Source organism: Pseudoalteromonas lipolytica (genome assembly GCF_003515105.1).
In the GTDB taxonomy this organism is placed as follows: domain Bacteria; phylum Pseudomonadota; class Gammaproteobacteria; order Enterobacterales; family Alteromonadaceae; genus Pseudoalteromonas; species Pseudoalteromonas lipolytica.
On the sequence record NZ_CP032091.1, the window covers coordinates 43539 to 66307 of the forward strand.

At 42.8% G+C, this 22769-nt stretch carries 23 protein-coding genes; 21 read left to right on the forward strand and 2 right to left on the reverse strand.

The window, feature by feature from the left end:
- Positions 1 to 41: 41 nt before the first annotated feature.
- Both D0907_RS16500 and D0907_RS16505 read right to left on the reverse strand, forming a co-directional pair.
- Entirely contained in the window at positions 42 to 3821 is a 3780-nt protein-coding gene (locus tag D0907_RS16500) for a S8 family serine peptidase (protein WP_118844838.1), read from the reverse strand.
- Between the two features lie 244 nt (positions 3822 to 4065).
- On the reverse strand, positions 4066 to 4719 hold the full coding sequence (locus tag D0907_RS16505) for a DUF6058 family natural product biosynthesis protein (protein ID WP_036972129.1): 654 nt from the start codon (positions 4717 to 4719) through the stop codon (positions 4066 to 4068).
- A gap of 159 nt (positions 4720 to 4878) precedes the next feature.
- On the opposite strand from D0907_RS16505, the gene dapA reads away from it, so the two are divergent.
- The 21 genes from dapA (at position 4879) to D0907_RS16610 (ending at position 22732) form a co-directional block, all read left to right on the forward strand.
- Positions 4879 to 5793 (forward strand): 4-hydroxy-tetrahydrodipicolinate synthase, encoded by a 915-nt coding sequence (gene dapA / locus D0907_RS16510; protein ID WP_074988758.1) that lies wholly within the window; start codon positions 4879 to 4881, stop codon positions 5791 to 5793.
- A gap of 106 nt (positions 5794 to 5899) precedes the next feature.
- Positions 5900 to 6613, forward strand: coding sequence for a beta-ketoacyl synthase chain length factor (locus D0907_RS16515; RefSeq protein WP_244223166.1), 714 nt, complete (start codon positions 5900 to 5902; stop codon positions 6611 to 6613).
- Positions 6603 to 7388, forward strand: a complete 786-nt coding sequence (locus D0907_RS16520) for a lysophospholipid acyltransferase family protein (protein WP_074988760.1) — start codon at positions 6603 to 6605, stop codon at positions 7386 to 7388. The genes D0907_RS16515 and D0907_RS16520 overlap by 11 nt, the downstream gene beginning before the upstream one ends.
- Positions 7385 to 7642 (forward strand): phosphopantetheine-binding protein, encoded by a 258-nt coding sequence (locus D0907_RS16525; protein WP_036972123.1) that lies wholly within the window; start codon positions 7385 to 7387, stop codon positions 7640 to 7642. Before D0907_RS16520 ends, D0907_RS16525 begins: the two co-directional genes overlap by 4 nt.
- 25 nt (positions 7643 to 7667) lie before the next feature.
- Positions 7668 to 7913, forward strand: a complete 246-nt coding sequence (locus tag D0907_RS16530) for an acyl carrier protein (protein ID WP_054554554.1) — start codon at positions 7668 to 7670, stop codon at positions 7911 to 7913.
- 17 nt (positions 7914 to 7930) lie between these two features.
- Positions 7931 to 8497, forward strand: coding sequence for a COG4648 family protein (locus D0907_RS16535; RefSeq protein ID WP_118844839.1), 567 nt, complete (start codon positions 7931 to 7933; stop codon positions 8495 to 8497).
- Positions 8484 to 9842: an AMP-binding protein gene (locus D0907_RS16540; protein ID WP_118844840.1), complete on the forward strand. Its 1359-nt coding sequence runs from the start codon at positions 8484 to 8486 to the stop codon at positions 9840 to 9842. The genes D0907_RS16535 and D0907_RS16540 overlap by 14 nt, the downstream gene beginning before the upstream one ends.
- Positions 9826 to 10179: an ApeI family dehydratase gene (locus tag D0907_RS16545; protein ID WP_051501863.1), complete on the forward strand. Its 354-nt coding sequence runs from the start codon at positions 9826 to 9828 to the stop codon at positions 10177 to 10179. The genes D0907_RS16540 and D0907_RS16545 overlap by 17 nt, the downstream gene beginning before the upstream one ends.
- 3 nt (positions 10180 to 10182) lie before the next feature.
- Entirely contained in the window at positions 10183 to 10920 is a 738-nt protein-coding gene (locus D0907_RS16550) for a glycosyltransferase family 2 protein (RefSeq protein WP_118844841.1), read from the forward strand.
- A complete protein-coding gene (locus tag D0907_RS16555) occupies positions 10920 to 11888 on the forward strand; it encodes an acyltransferase (protein WP_118844842.1) in 969 nt (322 codons plus the stop codon). Before D0907_RS16550 ends, D0907_RS16555 begins: the two co-directional genes overlap by 1 nt.
- 1 nt (position 11889) lies before the next feature.
- Positions 11890 to 13434: an HAL/PAL/TAL family ammonia-lyase gene (locus D0907_RS16560; protein WP_036972108.1), complete on the forward strand. Its 1545-nt coding sequence runs from the start codon at positions 11890 to 11892 to the stop codon at positions 13432 to 13434.
- Positions 13427 to 13852 (forward strand): acyl-CoA thioesterase, encoded by a 426-nt coding sequence (locus D0907_RS16565; RefSeq protein WP_036972107.1) that lies wholly within the window; start codon positions 13427 to 13429, stop codon positions 13850 to 13852. Before D0907_RS16560 ends, D0907_RS16565 begins: the two co-directional genes overlap by 8 nt.
- The gene (locus tag D0907_RS16570; protein WP_074988763.1) at positions 13852 to 14373 is read left to right on the forward strand and encodes an outer membrane lipoprotein carrier protein LolA; all 522 of its coding nucleotides are present in this window, start codon (positions 13852 to 13854) and stop codon (positions 14371 to 14373) included. The genes D0907_RS16565 and D0907_RS16570 overlap by 1 nt, the downstream gene beginning before the upstream one ends.
- Positions 14370 to 16589: an MMPL family transporter gene (locus D0907_RS16575; RefSeq protein WP_118844843.1), complete on the forward strand. Its 2220-nt coding sequence runs from the start codon at positions 14370 to 14372 to the stop codon at positions 16587 to 16589. The genes D0907_RS16570 and D0907_RS16575 overlap by 4 nt, the downstream gene beginning before the upstream one ends.
- 3 nt (positions 16590 to 16592) lie before the next feature.
- Positions 16593 to 17834, forward strand: coding sequence for an NAD(P)/FAD-dependent oxidoreductase (locus D0907_RS16580; protein WP_065979015.1), 1242 nt, complete (start codon positions 16593 to 16595; stop codon positions 17832 to 17834).
- The gene (locus D0907_RS16585) at positions 17822 to 18373 is read left to right on the forward strand and encodes a DUF3261 domain-containing protein (protein ID WP_036972104.1); all 552 of its coding nucleotides are present in this window, start codon (positions 17822 to 17824) and stop codon (positions 18371 to 18373) included. The genes D0907_RS16580 and D0907_RS16585 overlap by 13 nt, the downstream gene beginning before the upstream one ends.
- A 2-nt stretch (positions 18374 to 18375) precedes the next feature.
- Positions 18376 to 19533, forward strand: coding sequence for a beta-ketoacyl-ACP synthase (locus D0907_RS16590; protein WP_036972103.1), 1158 nt, complete (start codon positions 18376 to 18378; stop codon positions 19531 to 19533).
- Positions 19526 to 19981: a hotdog family protein gene (locus tag D0907_RS16595; protein ID WP_036972102.1), complete on the forward strand. Its 456-nt coding sequence runs from the start codon at positions 19526 to 19528 to the stop codon at positions 19979 to 19981. Before D0907_RS16590 ends, D0907_RS16595 begins: the two co-directional genes overlap by 8 nt.
- Positions 19978 to 20703: a 3-oxoacyl-ACP reductase FabG gene (fabG, locus tag D0907_RS16600; protein WP_074988764.1), complete on the forward strand. Its 726-nt coding sequence runs from the start codon at positions 19978 to 19980 to the stop codon at positions 20701 to 20703. The genes D0907_RS16595 and fabG overlap by 4 nt, the downstream gene beginning before the upstream one ends.
- Complete coding sequence (locus D0907_RS16605; protein WP_118844844.1) at positions 20703 to 21929, forward strand: beta-ketoacyl-ACP synthase; 1227 nt, start codon at positions 20703 to 20705, stop codon at positions 21927 to 21929. Before fabG ends, D0907_RS16605 begins: the two co-directional genes overlap by 1 nt.
- Positions 21926 to 22732 (forward strand): MipA/OmpV family protein, encoded by an 807-nt coding sequence (locus tag D0907_RS16610; RefSeq protein WP_227006860.1) that lies wholly within the window; start codon positions 21926 to 21928, stop codon positions 22730 to 22732. Before D0907_RS16605 ends, D0907_RS16610 begins: the two co-directional genes overlap by 4 nt.
- The last annotated feature ends 37 nt before the right edge of the window (positions 22733 to 22769 follow it).

Genomic DNA, 22769 nt, shown 5'->3' on the forward strand with positions numbered 1-22769 from the left:
AAAAAGCCGCCTTAATGGCGGCTTTACTCTTCTAGCGTTTACTATTTCAACATGTAGGCACGCATGGTAATTTGCTCTGCTGAGCTTGAACCATAGTCTGAGATCACTGTTCGAATGTGAACAAACTCACCTGTATTCCCTGTATTTGGAATTGTGGCTGTCCATTCACCATCCACTTGTTCTACTTTCGCATCTTGCCAGTTCTCTGTTGAGAATTTTTCTGACACAGGGCAGTAGATGTAAGCAGGCACCGATTCAATGGTACATTCTTTACCGTATGCATATTGGAATTGCACATTCGCTAATGCAACGTCGCCGACGCCATCAAGTAGCCCTGTGAGCTTCACTTTTGCTTCTTCACCTACTGACATTGTGTTGTTGATGTCAACAGGTAAATCAATCATAGGTACAAGTACTGGTTGCACACCTTGTTGGTACTCGTTAGCAGTAAAGGTGTAATAACCTAGGTACAGTGAACCAAGGCTATCATTTACAGGTGAACGCTCGCCAACACCACGTGCATATGAACGCATCCCTAGAGTAATTTGATGATCGCCCGGCTCAAGTGTTAATGCCCCTTCTGTAGGAGATGCAGGCTCACCATTTAAAGTTAAGCCAAACGCTGAGCTGCCAATATAACCAAAAATACCATCGTGATTAGCTGCATCGCCAAACGAGGCAAGGTTAAAATGAAGCACGTTGGTATCACGCGTGATAATAGGCGCGCCACTGCTACCTAAAGCACCGCCACGTGGACCTTTGAACCATGAGGTCGTCTCTTGTGCACCTTCAGTCATTGCTCTTGGCCCATCAAAATAAGCCCCAGCGCTTTCAATTTTATGGTTAGGCATGACAATATTTGTCCAGCCATTTTTGGCTGTCGCGGTGTAATACTCGTCACGTACTTGTGGAAGCATGATCAATTGTGTGCTGCCCGTTGAGTAAAACTCTCCCGTACTGTTGGTCATTGCCATGACATCGGTCCATGCAGGACGCTCATCATTTTGTGAGTGATACGTCGCCGTAATCTTATGCATTTTGTGTTCGGCAATATTAATTTGACCAGACTGAATATGGCCATCAGTAATGTGGTTGATTGAATAAGCATAAGGTGAACGCTCAGCAGCAACACCTGACCAAGTAATAATATTATTACCCGCTTCAATCTCGGCCATTAGCGCTTCGCCTTCTTCAGAGCTAATACCAATAACAGGCACTTTTGGTGTGCCAGTCACGGTGCCTTTGTATCGGCCTTCACGCCCCGGACGATAAAAAATAACACCCGTAGCGCCATGCTTCATTGCATTCCCGACCATGTAATTGGTTAGGTAGTTAGGGTTTGCGACTAAAGCAATTTTGCCATCAAGATCAAATTGGCTCCAGTCGGTACTATAACCGGCATCACCAACAGGTAATACTTCTGCTGAACCTTCACCATGGAACGATAATGCAAGGCCTTGTTTGATGTAATCAAACTCGACACCATTTTGCATTTTTACAGTGGTTTCTGGTGCAACTGCACGGGTTGTAATAAATGAGCGAAAACGACTGTCATGACCTTGTGACCAAGCATACATATCATTTACATAGTCAGGCGCCATCTCGATAGCTGCTAACTTGGCTGATTTTTCATCATCAAGTGCGTATGTAAAACCGAATGAGTAACCTTGTGGATCAAGGGGTTGTTCTGCTTTAAAGGTCACTTGTTGTGCATTACGCGCATCAAAGTTAATTTCAGTCGCGCCATCTACTTTTTTGTTAAGCACTGCCATTTGTGCCGCTGACTCAACAAGTCCCGAGTTAGAGTCAGGGTTATCAAACGTCATGATATTTGCGATTAAAGTATAATAACCCGCAGGTACATTGATATCGGCTTTACCGTTATTTAATCTAACGATACTGCCCCAATCATCTTCTTCATTAATTAAATAAAGTTTTGATGGTGACGTTGCATTGTGCCCCCAGCGGTCTGTTAGGTTAACGGTTAAATTAACCTGAGGCTGGTCAATCCAGAATGATACAGGCACAGTAACTTGTTGGTCTAAATTACTGACCGTTGTACCAGTGATACGGCCTGTAATGGCACCGTAAGCACCGTTATTAAGTGCAACACTTGGGTCAATCCACATAGGTACTTGTGCTTCGCCATTCGCTGGAACAGTCACTGATTTTGCATCTAAGCCAGCAAGTGTTGCTGGAAGTTGCGTTTTACCGTCTTCGCCAAGTAGGTCTAATTTTAGTTTCAGCGTAATGTCGGTATCAGACGTGTTTGTTAAGGTTACGTGTGTATGCGTAAGCTCATCATTGATAGCGTTTTGGAAAAAGCCAAGCTCTCTATTTGCGGGTGCTACAATAGCTTGTGAAATTGCGCGGTCAACGTTCATTGCGCCGGCACCTTGCTCAAGCACGTGTGAATCACCGCTAAATACGGATGATGTAAGCACGTCTTTTAACTCTTTTGGTGTTAAGTCACCGCGCGCCTGCATAACCAGAGCTGCACCGCCAGCAACATGTGGTGCAGCCATAGAGGTACCCGAATAAACACGATAGGCTGTTTCGCCTAATCCACCTGATGCTGCAGCAACAACAGATACGCCTTGCGAAGCGATATCAGGCTTTGCTGAATGACCATCAGGTGACGGGCCGCGTGATGAAAACGACGCTGTATTGCCTTCACGGTCTATTGCACCAACAGTCAGTGCGCTTGGGGCACAACCGGGTGAACCGATCGTTTCGCGCGTAAAGCTGTTACCAGCAGAAATAACAAATAATGCTTTGTCGCTAAGTGCCTCAACCATGTCTACAAGTGGGCCACTACACGTTGTAGCTGTACCACCTAAAGACATATTAACGATGTCGGCATTTTCAGAAAGCACAGCCCACTGCATACCACTTAATATACCGTATGTTGAACCAGAACCCACATTACTAAGTACTTTGCCTATGATGAGATCCGAAGCGGGTGCAACACCCACCCATTTACCATCTGATTCATGACCATTCCCCGCAACCGTTGAAGCAGTGTGAGTTCCGTGACCATTAATATCATCAACGCCATTGCTTGAATAAGTAAAATCGCGAGATGCAATTACGCGACCCTGTAGGTCTGGGTGTTCAATGTCGTAACCCGTATCAAGCACTGCGACTTTAATGCCTGCACCATTATAATTAATAGCTGATTGACCATAAGCGCCCGTTAATGGCACCGTTGGGGTCAGCGTATTGGCGCTGCTTACTTTGTGAGCATGGACAACGGCATCTAGCCAAATACCTTCAACATTTGCTTCAGCAATAAGAGACTGCCATGTTTTAGCGGCGTTTTCTTTTGTGATGGCAAAGGCAGCACTGTCGATTAGTTCAATTTCACCTGTTAATGACATGCCAGACAATGCTTTAGGCACGGCGCTGCCGGCTAACGTCCCGTCTCGGTATTCAACAATAACGGGTAAAGCATTAGTAGACGCATCGTCGTAACCCGATTCATACAATTTGTTGATGTTGAAAAGTTCTAAATCAATTGCCTGTGAATCAACAAATGCTTGCGCATGAGCAGGGACTACATACGTATTATTTCCCCGTTTAAAAATACTGGTGAAGGCATCAGAGCCATCAGCATTTAGCAGACGAATACCGCCTAATTGGCCATCTTTATTAACAATGGCAGACACTTTATCGCCTGTTATTAACGTAAATGTTAGGGCATCAGCGGATGTTTTATTTGTAAAAGCAGTGTTTTGTGCCGCTACTGGTTGCGCTAAGCTCAAACCGAGCATAGCCAAGTAGGTCGCTTTTAATCGACCCAGCCTTGGAAAAGGTTTCATCTATTTATCCTTTATTATGATGTGATTAGTTTGAATAGAGGAGTTATTACAAGGGTGTCAAAACTGCAAAAATGACAAAAGAAATAACTCAACTACATCAATCTAACGACTAAAAAGATGAAAACCTACAAAACAAATGTACCAAAATGTATTAACCAAAATGTAACAATGTACACATTGCTGCAACCTTGTTCGGGTGTTCAGTTACCCTTCATTTTCAGAAGAGGAAAGGGAGTGTTTGTCTCTATTTTACCGATAAATCGTATTTAGCAACCACGCTATCAATGTAACGATAGCGAAGCGTATTTTTACCTTCGTTGCCTGTACCATGACTCAATGCGCGGTTCATTAGCTTTAATGCTTTATGAAGAGCTTGGCGTTCATCAGCAGATAAGCCCGTTTTAGTGCGTAGTTCGGTGATATCATCAATAAGTAATTTGGCGACATCAAGCTGAACAGCTTCCTCTACTAAGCCATTTTGGGTCAAGACACCATATTTACTGCACAAGAATTGTTGCCACACTTGTTGTAAATGCTCGTCAATTTCAGCGCCAAATAATTCTTCATCTATTGCAAAGCCTTGCTCAGTGAGCTTACTTAATTGTGCCGAATAATGTTGGGCAAAATAATTAAAAGCTTGGCATGATGAGTTAATATCATGTTTGATGATTAGCTGACCCCAACTTGCGGCACCGCGAGGGTAGTAGTCTTGGTATTCTTCGCATTGGTAAATGCCAGAATAAGAGCTGCACTCTAATTGGCTTTGCAAGCAATAACTCGGCTTTGGAAATAGACTACTTTGCTGCCATGCTCCCAGTGTATCTTCATCAATCGAGAGGGTTTGACACAGCTCTTCTGTGGTATAAAAGTAGGTTGCCAAGAATTTAGAAAGTTGCATTATCAGTCACTCACAATAAATACTGTTTATTTGTACAGTATTTAATTTTGTCTTAACTTTGTCCATTTCACAAGTTTTTTATTTATTACGTTACATTACTCGGAAATTGCCTGTGTTTATGATACAACTAGCGCAAATTTTCCAAACATTAAAATAGTTATGCGTAGCCTAGAAACAATTAAACAAGCAAGCTTGATCACTGCAATTAAAACGCCTTACCTAAGCAACGGTGAAATTGATCTTGCCTGCTATGATGACCTTGTTGAACAACAAATCGCAGCGGGTGTTGACGGTATTATCGTAGGTGGTACAACCGGCGAAGGCCAACTAATGAATTGGGAAGAGCACTTGATGCTTATTGCACACAGTGTCAGTAAATTCTCATCTCGTTTACTTATTGTGGGTAACACAGGTAGCAATAACACGCGCGAAGCTATCAAAGCGACAGAATATGGTTTTGCAACGGGAATGGACGCAGCATTGCAAATTAACCCGTATTATGGACGTACTTCATTGGCTGGAGTAAAAGAGCACTTTAAGCGTTTACTTGATATTGGCCCAGCATTTATTTATAACGTAGCAGGGCGCACAGGGCAAGATTTAACCCCTGATATTATTGAACCGTTAGCGCAGCACGAAAACTTTATTGGTGTTAAAGAGTGTGGTGGCAATGAGCGTATTGCACATTACGAAAAACAAGGTATTGCATGTTGGTCAGGTAATGATGATGAAAGCCATGATGCGCGTCATATTTATAACGCACACGGTGTTATTTCAGTGACATCTAACTTGATCCCAGGTTTGTTTCGTCAATTAATGGACGAAAAAAATGATGCATTAAACACCAAGCTACAGCCATTAATGAACTGGTTGTTTTGTGAGCCAAACCCAATCGCAATAAACACAGCATTAATGATGACGGGAGCCGTCAATCCGGTATTCCGCTTACCCTACGTACCGTTAGCACCTGCACAACAAGAAGTGGGTTTAGGCTATATTAATGAACTAAATGTTGCTGACATTGTGGGAGATAAAGCTCAACTTTTAGCCGAAAAGGATGTTATTTTACGCTAAAAATGAATTGGCGCTTAATTTTGGATACATTTAAGCGCCAACGTTTTACTTTTTTGTTGCTAATGGGTAAAATTAGCAATCGTTTGGCGTTATAAGAATAAAAGTTGTGAAATTTGTTGTTAATAATTTGTGTTTATGGGTTGCACCCGAGCAGCAAATAGCAGAACTAGGCCAACATACATACTGCGACCTCGACCTCAGTTGGGTTGCACCTATGCAACGGCGAAGACTCAGCCCTTTTATGAAAATGGCCTTGCATACTTTGCAACAAGCACAAGCTGAACATTCACACATTGCTATCAATTTTTCTTCTCGTCATGGTGATCTGCCAAAGACGGCCCATTTGTTACATGCGCTTGTTGAAGAAGAGCCGCTGTCACCTACAGCGTTTGGGCTCAGTGTGCATAATGCTGCGACCGGTATTTTTTCAATTATTAAAAATAACACCGCGCCTATGAATGCGATTGCCGGTGGTCAAGACAGTGTAATAACCAATCTGATCGATGGGTACGCCCGTATTCAATCTGGTATCGAAAATTGTATTTTAGTAGCGCACACTGAAAGTGTGCTGCCTGAAGAGTATTTACCTTTTGCAGATGAGAAGCAAATCGATCACAGTGTGGCTTTTGTATTATCTCCTTACGTTGAAGGCGAATCTTATTTTGAGTTAACTAAATTATCGGGCAGCACTGATGCCGGTAATACGGACTCAGTTTTACCTTTGAGCATCCAATTAGCACAGGCTTTATCAAGCAAGGAATCCAGTGCACTACTTTCACATCAACAATCAGCTTGGATGCTTCAACATTATGGTGGCTAAACTTTTTCAGCGACTCAATCAAATTTGGCGCATTATCGCAACAGGGTTTTGTTTTGCTGTGTTTGGTGTCGGTGGTGTCGTTTTAACGTTGTTGGTGTTGCCACTTCAGCGAGTGCTTGAACCGTGTAAGCACAAGCAAAAACAAAAAGCGCGTATCACCGTACATTATAGTTTTAAATTTTTTGTTGCTCTGATGCACTACATGGGCGTTATCCATTTTTCTGTTGAAGATAAACAGCGCTTTAGTCAGTTAAAAGGCCAGCTAGTATTGGCAAATCACCCCTCTTTAATTGATGTTGTTGTGCTTATTTCGGTGATTAAACATGCCGATTGTCTGGTGAAGGCGCATTTATTTAAAAACCCATTTATGCGCGGTGTTATAAAAGGGACTGGGTACATTAGCAACGAAGATCCTCAGGAGTTATTAAATGAGTGCGAAGCATCATTGGCTGCGGGCAATAACCTGATAATATTTCCAGAAGGCACGCGAACAACGCCAGGTGATCCCCTTAAGTTTAAACGAGGAGCGGCAAACATAGCTGCGCGCTGCAAAGCACCGATTACATCTGTCATGATCAATATGAAACCAAGTACGTTAACGAAAGACACACCTTGGTATCGTGTTGCTCCTACAAAAGCTCATTTTACTATGCGCTTTGCAAAGCACGCCTTTACAGGCGATAAATTTTATAATAACGAACAACCTGCAATGCAAGCACGCCAACTAACCCGTGATTTACAGCATTACTTTTCAGAGGAACTCAGGCACCAATGACTGAACTAAAGAACCAAATAAAACAACTAATCATTAGCAGCTTAGATCTTGAAGATATTACCGTGGATGATATTGAAAATGATCAACCTCTTTTTGTTGATGGTTTAGGCTTAGACAGCATTGATGCTCTTGAACTTGGTCTTGCAATTAAGAAAGAGTTCAACGTAAAAATTGATGCCAACTCAGAACAAACAAAAGCACATTTTGCATCTGTTGATGCACTCGCTAATTTTATAAACCAACACACATCATAATACAGACTTAGAAGTAGGAAAAAGCATGAAAACCGCTGCTGATATTTACAACGTTTTACAGGGCATTTTAGTTGATGAATTTGAAATTGACGCTGATGACATCAGTTTAGATGCACACCTTTATCAAGATTTAGATCTTGATAGTATTGATGCCGTTGATTTAGTAGTGAAATTGCGTGAAATCACGGGCAAGAAAATTGAACCTGATGCGTTTAAGCAAGTGCGTACAGTTCAAGATGTTGTAAATGAAGTAGAAAAGCTCGTTTCTTAAGCTATTAAGTACAGCTTATGCTTAAAGCAATCGCCACAACATTGGTCTTAGTGTGCTTATCGTTATACCCATTTATTGTGTATTTTGGATTACAGCATGTTTCGATCAAGCAGGTAAGCTTAATTTTAATCGCATTACTTGCGATAAGGTTAATGTTGAGCCAAAAATTGACAAGCACAATGCCTTGGCTCAAACCTGCGTCATTTTTGGCAATTGTGGCGCTTGCGACTACGCCGTTTTTTAATAGCGAATTAGGCTTAAGATTATACCCTGTGATCATTAACACCGTGATGGCGATTACATTTATCTACTCATTGCGACAGGGGCCAACAGTGATTGAAAGCTTCGCCCGATTAAAAGAGCCCGATCTAGATAGTAAGGGAGTAAGGTACACGCGCCAAGTGACTAAAATTTGGAGCGTTTTCTTTATTTTAAACGGCACGGTTGCGCTCTACACCAGTCTATTTGCGTCGTTATCAATGTGGACACTTTACAATGGCTTGGTTGCCTATCTCTTGATAGCTATTTTGATGCTAGTGGAATGGCTAGTTAGACAAAAGGTAAAAAATAATGGTGGCGAGTAACCTACAGTTTCACCCAGATTCAGCGTTTGTTGTTGCAGAAAAACACGTAACCCGTGAGCAGTTTTTTGCTGATATCAGTGCGTTTCAACATAAATTAGCGGGATTAAAGCCTACCAGCCATGTGGTGTTGTTTCACCCAGATACGTATCAATTTGCTGTGCGTCTATTTGCTCTCGCCTGCAGCGGGCACAATGTTATTTTGCCGCCAAATGGTCAGCCGGAAACGTTGCGCCTCCTGTTAGCGCAGTCGCCTATTTTTGCGGGTGATGCACGTGAATTAGACACCGGCATTGTGTTTAATAATCTTGAGTTAAGCCAACAGCATACTCACAGCCGTTTGCCACGCTTACAGTGGCCAACGAAAACCGCCGTTATTTTTTATACTTCGGGCTCTTCAGGGCAATCTAAGCCGGTAGTGAAGCCATGGCGGGTACTCAACCGTGAGTTGTCGGTTCTGTCTATGGCGTTTGATTTGCCAAGCCAGTTTACATTTTTGGCGACAGTTTCTCATCAGCATATTTATGGTCTGTTATTTCGTTTACTCTGGCCACTTGTAAAAGGGCAGGTTATTGACAGTGAACAAATTCAATATCCAGAACACATAGCGCAAAAGTTGCAGCATATTCAGCATGCTGTGCTTGTATCAAGCCCCGCGCAGTTAGGCAGATTGTGCATGGATAATGTACTGATACCAGAGCGCGCAAGGTTGACATGGTTATTTTCATCGGGTGGTCCTTTAAATAACGAACAAGCCGAAATGTTGTGTGAGCAACTTGCACGACCGGTAACTCAAGTGTTTGGCAGCACTGAAACGGGGGGAATTGCTTATCGGCAAGTCACTCAAGCCGCTGTCGATGTACCTTGGCAGCCTTTTAATGGTAACCATTTGTCAGTTAACCATGAAGGACGCTTAATGCTTGACTCATCTATATTAGAACATGCGAATTACCCATTAGATGACAGAGCCATTGTGCATAGTAATGGGCAATTTAAGCTCCTTGGGCGTATTGATAGAACCATTAAAATAGAAGAAAAACGCTTAAACCTTGATGAGCTAGAATGCTTTTTACTCAGTCACGAGTGGGTGAAAGAGGCTAAGCTGGTTGTTCTGCCAAGCAAACGAGTTCAAATTGGGGCTGTCGTTGTGCTCACGGATAAGGCCAGTCATGAACTTGAAGAACAAGGTAAATTAGTCATAAATCGTACCCTGCAAGCGTATTTGTCAAACCGATTTGAGCGTGTTTGTTTACCTCGCAAGTGGCGCTATATCGATGCATTACCTTTTAACAGTCAAGCAAAGTTGAGTTTAAAAACACTGGAGCAGTATTTTGCCAAGCCTGAATAAAGTCACCCCACAGGTGGCGGTTTTATCGCAAACAGAGCACCGCGTTAGTCTAGCGTTAACGATTACGGCTGATTTAGATTATTTTCGAGGGCACTTCCCTGATGCTCCCATTTTAGCTGGGGTTGTGCAGTTAGATTGGGCTGTGAAATATGCGCAGCAGTACCTTGGGTTTGGTCCACAGGTGCAAGATCTAGAAGTGTTAAAGTTTCAGGTCGTCACCACGCCAAATATGACCGTAAATTTAACCCTTGAGCGCAACGCTAAAGGCAAATGTGTATTTAGTTATCAATCAGATAAAGGCCAGCATGCGTCTGGTCGAATTGTGTTTTGCGAATAAACAATGAATCAATTTTGTATTGTCATTCCTAATTATAACCACACCCATGCTATCGCAACCGTGATTTTAGAACTCAATGCATTAAAACTACCGATTATTATGGTGGATGATGGGAGTTGCGATGATGCAAAGCAAGTGTTTGCGTCTTTACAGCAACAATATGACGATTTAACGGTACTTACACACGCAGAAAATCAGGGCAAAGGCGGCGCTGTACAAACTGGGTTGTTATATGCGCATGAACACGGCTTTAGTCATGCAATTCAGGTGGATGCTGATGGTCAGCATTCACTAGACGATATTGCTAAACTCATTGAGTTAAGTCATAACGAGCCAAACAATGTAATCAGTGGTTGTCCAATATATGACAGCTCAGTACCAAAACATCGTTACTTGAGTCGATACATCACTCACTTTTGGGTGTGGGTTGAAACATTGAGCTTTGATATTGTCGATTCAATGTGTGGTTTTAGGGTGTACCCACTCACCGCAGTAAAGCAATTAATGGCAAAGCAAGCGCTTGGCAAACGCATGGACTTTGATATTGAAATATTGGTCAGACTTTACTGGCAAGGTGTCAAGGTTACCTTCTTACCCACTCAAGTTATTTACCCCGAAAACGGCGTTTCTCACTTTCGCGCTTTACATGATAATTTGGGGATTTCATGGCTTCACACGCGTTTGTTCTTTGGCATGCTGTTACGTTCGCCCCTACTTATTTGGCGAAAGGTGGTGGGTTAATGGCTGCAAAGCACTGGTCAAAAATGCAAGAGCGTGGCAATCGACTGGGTATGCAAATATTGTTATTTAGCTACCGCATATTGGGTCGAAAAGGGCTCTGGATTATCCTTTTTCCTGTGGTGTTTTATTTATTTTTAACAGGTAAAACCGCGCGCCGCGCATCCTATGCTTTTTTAACGCAAGTACGCAAAGTTAATGGTAATGACAAAGTAGTGACGTGGCGAGACAGCTTTCGACACTTTCGTTGTTTTGCGGACAGCGCCTTTGACAAAATCGATGCGTGGCTTGCGCGTATACCCCAAAGTAACATTTCTTACACCAATGAGGCGTTGTTCATAGAGCTTGATGAACACGCGCAAGGTGCCATTTTTATTGGTTCGCACTTGGGTAATTTAGAGGTGTGCCGCGCTTTAAGTCAGCACCGCTCAAGTAAAGTGATTAATGTATTGGTATTTACGCATCATGCCGTGGAATTTAATAAACTTTTAAAAAGTATCAACCCAGATGTCGCAATTAACCTAATTCAAGTGACAGACTTAGGCCCTGATATGGCAATAATGCTTAAAGATAAAGTTGAGCAAGGCGAAATAGTTGTTATTGTGGGCGATAGAACCAGTACGACAACAGCGGGGCGTGTCATCGAGGCCGATTTTTTAGAAAAACCAGCTCCTTTTTCTCAAGGTCCATTTATTTTAGCTGCGTTATTAGATTGCCCTGTTTTTCATTTGTTTTGTTTAAAAGATAAGACGGCCGATGGCAAAATATTTTATCGTGTTATTTTTGAAAAATACGCGGATAAACTTGTTCTACCGCGTAAAACAAGGCAACAGACATTACACAAGATTGTCAGCGATTATGCTCAAAGGCTAAGCTATTACGCTGCCGCATACCCATATCAATGGTTTAATTTTTATGACTTTTGGCAAAATGACGAGCACGTGTCTCGCGACCAAAACAAGGAGAGCTAAGGTGCCAGAGCACTCTACTACAACATTTGGCAAGCAACGTTTATCTATCGAAGATATTGTTCATATTGCGTTAGAGCAAGGAGCTGTCGCGTTAACGTCAGACAATCAATTTGCCAAGAAAATCGACAGTGCTGTAGCATTTTTAGACAAGCTTTTGGAAGATGATGGCGTTATATATGGCGTAACTACGGGCTACGGCGATTCTGTGACCGTTAAAGTGCCGCTTGATTTGGTGAATGAATTACCTCTTCATCTTACTCGTTTTCATGGTTGCGGTATGGGAAGTATGTTTACCCCTGAGCAAGGACGTGCCATTTTAGCCACGCGATTAGCGTCACTTTCACAAGGGTATTCAGGTGTTAGCTGGGACATGCTTAACCTGCTAAAAGACTTTTTAAATCACAATATCGTACCGGTTATTCCACAAGAAGGCTCAGTGGGAGCAAGTGGCGATTTAACGCCATTGTCATACGTTGCTGGTGCGATGGTCGGTGAGCGCGACGTATACTATCAAGGCGAAATTAAAAACAGCTTAGAAGTGATGAAATCATTGGGTTTAACCCCATTGAAACTGCGCCCTAAAGAAGGGTTGGCAGTGATGAATGGCACTGCAGTTATGACTGCGCTGGCGTGTTTAGCCTTCGACAGAGCGGCGTATTTAGCGCAATTAACTAGCCGTATTACGGCGCTTGCCAGCCTTGCTTTGAAAGGGAATAGCCACCACTTTGATGACATACTATTTTCTGTAAAACCTCACCCCGGGCAACAGCAGGTTGCAGCGTGGATCAGAGGGGATTTAAATCATGTTGAACACCCTCGAAATGCTGATCGCTTACAAGACCGTTATTCAATTCGCTGTGCGCCTCATGTGATTGGTGTACTGCAAGATAGCCTGCCATGGTTCAGGCAAATGATTGAAAATGAACTTAATTCGGCAAATGATAATCCCATTATCGATGGTGAGGGAGAGCATGTGCTCCATGGCGGTCATTTCTACGGCGGCCATATAGCAATGGTAATGGATACAATGAAAACGGCGGTTGCTAATTTAGCTGATTTAGCCGATCGTCAAATTGCGTCGTTAGTTGATACGCGTTACAACAACGGTTTGCCATCGAACTTATCGGGCAGTAACGACGAGCGTCGTTATATTAACCACGGCTTTAAAGCTGTGCAAATTGGTGCCAGTGCTTATACGGCTGAAGCATTAAAGCTGACTATGCCAGCGAGTGTGTTTTCACGTTCAACCGAGTGTCATAACCAAGATAAAGTGAGCATGGGTACGATTGCAGCGCGCGATTGTTTGCGTATTTTACAGCTTACAGAACAAGTGATTGCAAGCACGCTGTTAGCAAGTATTCAGGGTTTACGTTTGCGTATTGCACAAGGCGAGCTTGAATTTACTAGTTTAACGGCCGATGTGCAGGCCATGTATCAAGATATTAGTGAGTTTTTCCCACTGCTTGATGAAGACCGCCCTTTAGAAGCCGTATTACGTTTTACTGTTGATGCGATTCAAACTAAACGATGGAGTTTATATGCATAGTCGTGGCGCATTATTAAGCACCCATGTAGAGATTGAAATTCCTTTTCATGATTGCGATCCAATGAATGTGGTATGGCATGGTAATTACCCGCGTTACTTGGAAGTAGCGCGGTGTGAATTACTGCGTTTATTTGATTATGACTATTTGCAAATGCAGGCGTCGGGTTATGCATGGCCAATCATTGATATGCACATTAAGTATGTGGGCTCAGCATTGTTTACTCAAAAAATTAGGGTTGATGCGTATTTAAAAGAGTACGAAACTCGCTTACGTATTGATTATGTTATTAGCGATGTCGCAACGGGGAAAAAGCTCACCAAAGCAACGACGATTCAGGTGGCGGTTGATATTGAGTCTAAAGACATGCAATTTGTGTCTCCCCCCGTGTTGCATGACAAGCTGCAAAAGGTGATGTAATGCGAAATAGCCTATTAATGTTACTGTGTTTTATGATGGCTTGGCCACTTATGGCAAACCAAGTTGGTCTGAAGCAAGGCACCTTTAGCCAAGAAAAACATTTCAAAGGTTTCACTAAGCCGTTTATATCTGAAGGGCTATTCAAACTTACTGAGCAAGGACTTATTTGGCAAGTAGAGTCACCCATAAAAAGTAAACTAGTCATAAAACAAGGCCAAGTTTATACCTATAATGAGCGTGGGGAAGCGCAATTACAAAAAGGTGCCGAGCCATATGTAGCCCTTTTACAAGCGATTATAAAGCACGATAAAGCGGCGCTGGCTTTACAGTTTGATACCCGTGAACACGCTGACAATGATTGCCAATTATTACTTCCTAACGATGAAACGCTCCAGCAGATTTTTAGCCAGTTTACAGTGTGCGCTGATGAAAAAAACGTTAACAGCGTGCGTTTACAAGAGATAAATGGCAATGTTACGTTACTGCGCTTTTCATACCCACAAGATGGAAGCCCACAGTGAAAGTTTGGGGGGTAACACTGGGTTGGTTAACAGTAATGGCGAGCTTATTGGTTGCTGTTTTTGTCATAAAACAGCCCGCCTTAAATAATGATATTTTGGCATTACTTCCCCAGTCAGAACCTAGACTCCAACAGCTCGAAACGCACTTTTTTGCCAGTAACAAACAGCAATTAAGCTTTTCATTTTCGGGTGAAAATAAAGAGCAAGCTTACGATGAAATGGTTGCATGGTTAGCTAAAAAAAATATCACACCGCGCTTTAGCGTCCCCAAGGTCGAACAGCTTGCCACGTTCTATAGTCAATATGCGGGCAACTTGTTGACTCCAAGCTATCAACACGCATTAACTGATGCGAGTCGTTTTCAGCACTACTATTTTAGTCAATTGAGTAAAGTGGCCGATCCTTTTGTATCGAGTACGATTAATCTGGATCCGAGTTTAAGTACCGCAGAATTTTTAACCTCGGTAATCACACAATTACAGCAATTTGAAATGTCAGATGGCCGCATTAGTATTCGCCATTTAGATAATGACTATTTGATGTTGTTTGTACACGCAGCCGATAATGCATTTTCGATAGACCAAGCAGTGGCATTAAATGATGATGTGCTCGCTCAACTTGCCCAACTACATACGAATTACCCACACACCAGTATACATTATTCAGGTGCTTTATTTCATACCGCAGAAAATGCACAACAAGCAAAATTTGAAATGACCTTGTTCGGGACTTTGAGCTTAATCGCGCTGATTATTATGGTGGTTTGGGTTTTCAGGTCGTTTAACGCATTATGGCTTGCTTCTGTGACGGTTATCAGCGCAGCGCTTGGTGGCAGCATAGCCTTGGCTATCTTTTTTTCTGAGATTCATGTTTTAACGCTTGTTTTTGCAGTGACCTTAATCGGTATTGCAATTGATTACGCATTTCATAGCATGCTGGACTTAACAACGCATAAAAATGGCTTTAGTCGGGGCCTTAAACTTGCTCTTTTGTTGTCTTTAGTGACGACAATATTAGGCTATGCGAGTTTATTTTTCTCGCCTGTGCAGTTATTAACTCAGGTTGGGGTTTTTGTTGTAGCAGGACTGATAACCGCGTGGCTCACTACACGGCTTTTACTCCCTAGTTGGCAAGCAAGACTCACAATCAGTGTTGAGGCAGGAAAATTTGCGGAAAAATTAAGTGCCCTGCTTAAGTCTATTCATCGGCAAAAAGTCGCGATCATCTTGCTACTGCTCGTTAGCCTCAGTGTGTTTTCGCTGTTAAAACCTCCCGTATTAAATGATGATGTGAAGCTGCTCAATGCAAGTCCTCAAGTGCTTATGAACAACGAAGCCTTGCACATGTCTTTATTAGGTAAAGATAATGGGCAAATAATGATCATGTTTGCCGAAAATGCTGAGCAGCTTTTACTTAAACAAGAAGCACTAAAAGTTAAAATTAAGCAGCAAGGTGGTCAGGCATTGATGCTCAGTGACCTTGTGCCGAGTGCAAGTACACAACAAAAAAATAACAATGAGATGCGTGTGCATCACGCATCACTCGATGTTGTCACACAATTGACAGGCAGTCCTTTAGTGTTGTCAGATTCAATCCTTACTCTGGACGCTGCACTAAACTCACCGTTAGGTCCTCTTATTGCTAATCAAGTGATTTTAAACAACGAATTTGCTGCAAGCTGGTTTATGGTTACGGGTATCGATAAAACGCAATTAGCTGAGTGGGCTCGCGCTGAAAGCGAGCTGCTAGTGTACGATAAAGTGGCCATGATAACTGCGGGGCTAGAGGATTACTCACACTCGTTATTGGTAACCATTGCAATCGCTATCACGTTTGCCATGTTATTGTTTGCCTTAAAGTTTGGTTTTAAAGTCGCTTACCAGCAAGGGTTAATATTGGGGTTAACATTAGCAGCCGTTTTACTGCTTTGTAGTGCAATTCAAACACAATTATCAATATTTAACTTATTGGGATGCTTGCTTATTTTAGCGCTCGCAATCGACTATTTAGTGTTTTATCAAATCAATAAGTTAACCCCGATCAATGTATTAGCGATTAGCTTATCTGCCGCCTCTTCTATGTGGGTATTTGGTATGCTAGCGGTATCAAAAACGCCCGCTATTTTTAGTTTTGGTTTAACCGTGTTAGTGGGGCTGATTTGCATTTATTTGTTAGCGCCGCTCTGTGTCGCATTACCTAATAATAAGGAAAAATAATAGGTGAATAATCAGATTCAACAGGCAGATGTCGTCATTATTGGCGCAGGGCCTTCGGGTGCCGTTGCAGCCAGTTTACTGGTGAATAAAGGCTGGCGTGTCGTGGTGCTAGAACAACAAGTATTCCCTCGATTTTCAATTGGTGAAAGTTTACTGCCACAGTGTATGCACTTTCTTGCAGAAGCAAACTTAGCTGAGAGTGTCAAAGAGCAAGCTGACACGTTGGGCTTCCAATTTAAAAATGGTGCTGCATTTCAACGTCGAGGCGAGCATACGGCGATCGACTTTACCGAAAAATTTACTCAAGGCCCTGGTACGACATTTCAAGTAAAACGGGCTGATTTTGATAAGTGTTTAGCAGATGGCGCAATGGAACAAGGGGCTGAAATTCGTTATCAGCACAGCGTCATAGAGTACACAGACCATGGCGATGGTGCTTTACTCACCGTTGATGATGAAAAAAATCAACGCTACCAAATAAAAGGGCGGTTTGTATTAGACGCCAGTGGTTTTGGCCGCGTATTACCACGTTTACTTGATTTAGAAACGCCATCAAATTTTCCTGTACGCTGGGCGTATTTCAGTCATTTTGAAGACAATATTACTGATGATAAATTTGATCGCGAAAAAATCCTGATCAATGTGCATCCAAAACATAACGATATTTGGTATTGGCTTATTCCATTCAGTGATGGGACTGCCAGTATCGGTGTGGTTGGAAAACCTAGCCAATTTGAAGACACAGCGCCTTTAGCTTGTTTAAATGAGTTTATTGAGCAAGATACGTATTTAAGTGAATTACTTGCACGTAGAGTTGCAATTGGCGAAGCACGAACAATTAAAGGATACTCAGCCAATGTAGCCTCGCTTCATGGGGAACACTTTGCGTTACTGGGCAATGCGGGTGAGTTTTTAGATCCGGTGTTTTCATCGGGAGTCACAATTGCGTTAAAATCGGCATCATTAGTTGCGCCATTAGTCGATGACTACTTACAGGGCAAACAGGTTGATTTTCAAGCACAGTACAGTGAGCCATTGCAGCAGGGTGTAAACTGTTTTCGAACTTATGTGGCTGCTTGGTATGATACTTCGTTTCAAGATGTGATTTTTTACAGTGAACAAAACCAGCAAGTACGAGAAATGATCAGTGCTATTTTGGCAGGGTACGCGTGGGACCTTGATAATCCATTTGTAAAACAAAGCGAGCGACGCTTGAATACCTTGGTTGAGCTATGTCGAGATTAAAAACGTTAGTCATTGCAGCAATGGTCCTGTTATTAGCGAGCTGTGCAAGTGAGTTTGCAGTTAAAGCAGGGGTGGATCTTGCTCCCAATGCGGGGATTTATTTAATGGATCCGCCTGCTTCATTTGTTGCAGATAATTGGCAGCAGGTGTTAGAAGTCAGTCACAACGATGAAAGCCACACGTTACTAGCACAGCTCGATATTAACAGTCTTAGTGGAATTAACCTCGTGGTAATGACCGCACAAGGAGTGCCTGTTTTTCAATTGGAAAAAGCGATTTCAGGACCCGTTAAAAGTAAAAAAATGCTGCCAATTGAGCGTCTTGACCCGCGCTATATTTTGGCCGATATAATGCTTGTGCATTGGCCTGTGGAAGTACTCAGTTCGCAGCTTTATGGTTTAAAAATAGTTGCAAAAGACTCAAAGCGTTTGCTTTATAAAGGTGATGAGTTGATTAGTGAGATCCGTTTTTTAGAAGAAAAAACCGAGCTCGTAAATTATCAGCGAAACTACAAAATAATATTTCAAAGGGTTAATTGATTATGCCATTTTGGCTCAATGATTTAGGAATTGTGAGTGCATTAGGTGTTGGGCAAAAGCACACCATGGCGCGCATCAGTCAAGCGCCAACTCAAACACTTACAAACGTGTCTTCACTTGTTTTTGAACAGCGCCCAACATTTGTGGGGTTAGTGGATGTGTTACCGTTAACAGAATCAATGCGATTCTATAAGCTTATTGACTTAGCCTTGGCACAACTGACCGACACGCTAGCAAAAGTAACATGTTCACGCGATCGTATAGCGGTGGTTATGGGCACAAGCACGGCTGCTATTCAAGAGGGGGAGAGGGCACGTAAAGTACACGCTAAAGAAGGAAAATGGCCGGCTCAGTTTAATTATTACGACCAAGCTCTCATCGCACCCGCGGCTTACATTGCAAAGACACTTGATGCAACGGGTCCCTGTTACAGCATTTCGACAGCATGCAGCTCAAGTGCCAAGGCAATGATCAGTGCACGTGCCTTGCTCAGTGCAGACTTAGCCGATGTGGTTATTTGTGGTGGGGTTGATAGCTTGTGCCAGCTGACAGTGAACGGTTTTGATTCACTCTCTTCAATTAGCGATGAAATTTGTAAGCCATTTAGTAAGGATAGAAAAGGTATTAATATCGGTGAAGCAGCAGCCGTGTTTGTGATGAGTAAAGAGCAACTCAATGATCACGCAGTGGCATTTTTAGGAGGGGGGGAAAGCTCCGATGCTCACCATATTTCAGCGCCAATTAGTGATGGTTCGGGTGCAATAAGTGCAATGCAAAAAGCACTTAATGATGCCAATCTACTCGCAACAGATATTGACTATATCAATGCTCATGGAACTGCAACAGTGCAAAATGATGCCATGGAGTCACTTGCAATCAGTAAGGTGTTTGGCAACAATACGCCCGTTAGCTCATCAAAACATTTAACGGGTCACACTTTAGGCGCTGCAGGTGCACTAGAAGCAGGCCTATGTTGGTTATATTTAGCTTACCCTGAGTTTACGCGCTTGGTGTTTAATAACACAGAAGTAGATGAATCCCTGAGTGACATTAACCTAATAACTCAGCCCAGAGACGCATCTGTTAGCTATTGTTTATCGAATTCTTTTGCCTTCGGGGGCAATAATGTCAGTGTAATATTAGGACATCTGCATGAATAACTATAAAATTGAGCACGTCGTCCCTCATAGTGACCCAATGATTTTGCTCAATCGTCTTAACGGTTACACCGATGAATCTGGCTGCTGTGAAGTAGATATCAGCCCTGACAGCCTTTTTTACGATGAGAGTTTGCGCGGCGTTGCCAGCTATATTGGCTGTGAATATATGGCACAAGCCATTGCTGCGTATGCGGGGGCGTTGGCAAAAGACAGAGGTGATGCTGTCCAAATTGGCTTTTTAATCGGGACGCGTAAGTATAAAACGTATGCGCCTGTATTTAATAACGGCAGTACGTTAAAAGTATCCGTTGCAAGGTTATATCAAGAAGAATCCGGGTTGAGTGTGTTTGAGTGTCAAATTCATGATGCTGAAACATTATTAGCAGAAGCAAAAATAAATGTGTTTCAGCCTCAGGACCCCATGCAGTTTATAAGAGAAAATCAATGACAAAACGAATTTTAGTCACAGGTTCGAGCCGTGGAATAGGTAAAGCAATCGCATTACGATTAGCAAAAGATGGCTTTGATATTGCGGTTCATTGTCGAAGTGGTGTGACTGAGGCTGAGCAAACTTGTAAAGAAATCAGGGAGCGTGGTTGTCATGCAAGCTTGTTACAGTTTGATGTGTGTGATCGGGCGCTGGCAAAACAACAAATTGAAGCAGATATTGCAGCACATGGGGCATATTACGGCGTGATCTGTAATGCGGGTATTACTAACGATATGGCCTTTCCTGCGATGCAAGGTGATGATTGGGATAAAGTTATTCGTACTGGTCTTGATGGATTCTACAATGTGGTTCATCCCACGGTAATGCCAATGGTTCAAACCCGTAAAGGGGGCCGCATTGTTACTATGGCATCAGTGTCTGGTATTGCGGGTAACCGTGGTCAAGTAAACTACAGTGCCGCAAAAGCGGGGATCATTGGTGCAACCAAAGCATTGTCGCTAGAACTTGCAAAACGCAAAATTACGGTGAACTGTGTTGCCCCTGGACTTATTGAAACAGCAATGACCGATGATTTACCCGTCGATGACATGCTAAAAATGATCCCATTAAAACGTATGGGCTCAGTAAACGAAGTTGCAGGAACCGTTTCATTCCTATGCTCTGAAGATGCGGCTTACATTACGCGTCAGGTTATCTCGGTTAATGGCGGAATGGTGTAATGAAACGTGTTGTTGTTACAGGTATGTCGGCTATTACTGCGCTGGGCGATACTTGGGGGGAATTTAAAGCCGCTTTGCAAAAAGGTGAAAACGCAGTTCAGTACATGACCGACTGGGATAGCGCACCAGAGCTTAACACTCGCTTAGCTGCGCCGGTTACTCATTTTACAAAACCCAGCCATTACAAGCGTAAACAAGTGCGTTCAATGGGGCGAGTTGCCTTAATGTCGACCTGTGCGACCGAGCATGCTTTACAAGATGCGGGACTGTTAGAGCACCCAAGTTTAACCGATGGCTCTACAGGGATTGCGTTTGGCTCATCAACTGGCTCAACGCCGCCGTTGCTTGCCTTTGCCAAAATGATGGAAACGGGGGAAATGACTGGGGTGACAGCAACCAGCTATATTCAAATGATGGCACATACGGCCCCTGTCAATGTGGGCGTGTTTTTCAAAATAAAGGGCAGAGTAATCACGACAAGCTCCGCATGTACCTCAGGCTCACAGGGAATCGGTTACGCGTATGAGGCCATTAAGTTTGGGCGTCAAAAAGTGATGGTTGCGGGTGGTGCCGAAGAGTTATGCATTACCGAAGCGGCGGTTTTCGATACGTTATATGCAACCAGCACAAAAAATGATGCAGCAAAACAGACGCCACGTCCGTTTGATCAACATCGAGATGGTCTTGTTATTGGTGAAGGGGCTGGTACGTTAATTTTAGAAGAGTATGAACATGCCGTCGCTCGTGGAGCGACAATTTTTGCAGAGCTAGTAGGTTTTGGCTGTAATTCAGATGGTCAACATGTGACCCAACCTACAGCTGAAACCATGCAAGTTGCTATTGAATTGGCACTGGCAGATGCCCAGTTAAGTGCCGATGATATTGGCTATGTTAACGCTCATGGCACCTCGACTGATAGAGGTGACATTGCTGAATCTCATGCGACCTTTAATGCTTTAGGTAAAAAGCCAATTAGTTCATTAAAAAGTTACTTAGGGCATACACTCGGTGCCTGCGGTGCAATTGAAGCATGGGCAAGTATTAATATGATGAATGATAGCTGGTTTGCACCGACTATTAATTTGACCCACGTTGATGCTGAATGTGCTGACCTTGATTACATAACTGGACAAGGCCGCGAAATGCGTACGGACTATATTATGTCTAACAATTTTGCATTTGGTGGTATTAATACATCGTTAATTTTTAAGAAGTGGCAAGCATGATCTGGCGCTGCGTTGTTGTTATTTTAGTTCTGGTTAGCGTTAAGGCGTACAGCGCAGCAAAAATGGAGTTGGGGGCTGGGGTATTTTATGCCGATATTCCCCATTATTTAGGCTCAGATGAGAGCGAAAAATATTTACTTCCAGTGCCTTATTTCCGCTATCAAAGTGAGAAAATGGCCATTGACCGTAATAACTTCACCGGTTACCTGTGGCAACATGAAAACCTGCATTTAGATTTATCGGCGGGTGTTGGTTTAGCCGTTGATAGTAAAGATAACAAAGCACGCGAGGGCATGGACGACCTTGATTGGGTGTTTGAATTAGGGCCATCCTTAAATTATTACGTTATCGGTGAACCAAATAGCAAAGAGCACATGTATTTTAGTCTCTTTGTACGTAAAGCCATTGCGACTGATTTTGGTGATGTAGATGATATAGGTTGGCGTTATGGTCCCAGTATTTATTACACCATACCGCTTTTAGAGCAAGCACACTCACAGTTTTCAGTCGCATTTCGTGGTAATGTAAATTTTGCGACAGAGCGTTATTTGAACTATTACTACGCGGTTAACGAAATAGAAAGTAATGCAACACGGCAAATATACGCAAGCCGTTCAGGTTTTTCAGGTGCTGATGTGTCAATTGGGCTCCATTTCGATACACCTAACTACTGGCTAGGTGGCTTTGTTAAATATCACCATCTTGCTAATAGTCAGCAACATGCAAGCCCGCTCGTTAAGCAAGACTATAATGTGTCTATTGGCTTTGGTGTTGCGTGGAAATTCTACCGTAAGCATTTTTAATGAGTGCGGCACATATTAAACGACGATCACCCTTACT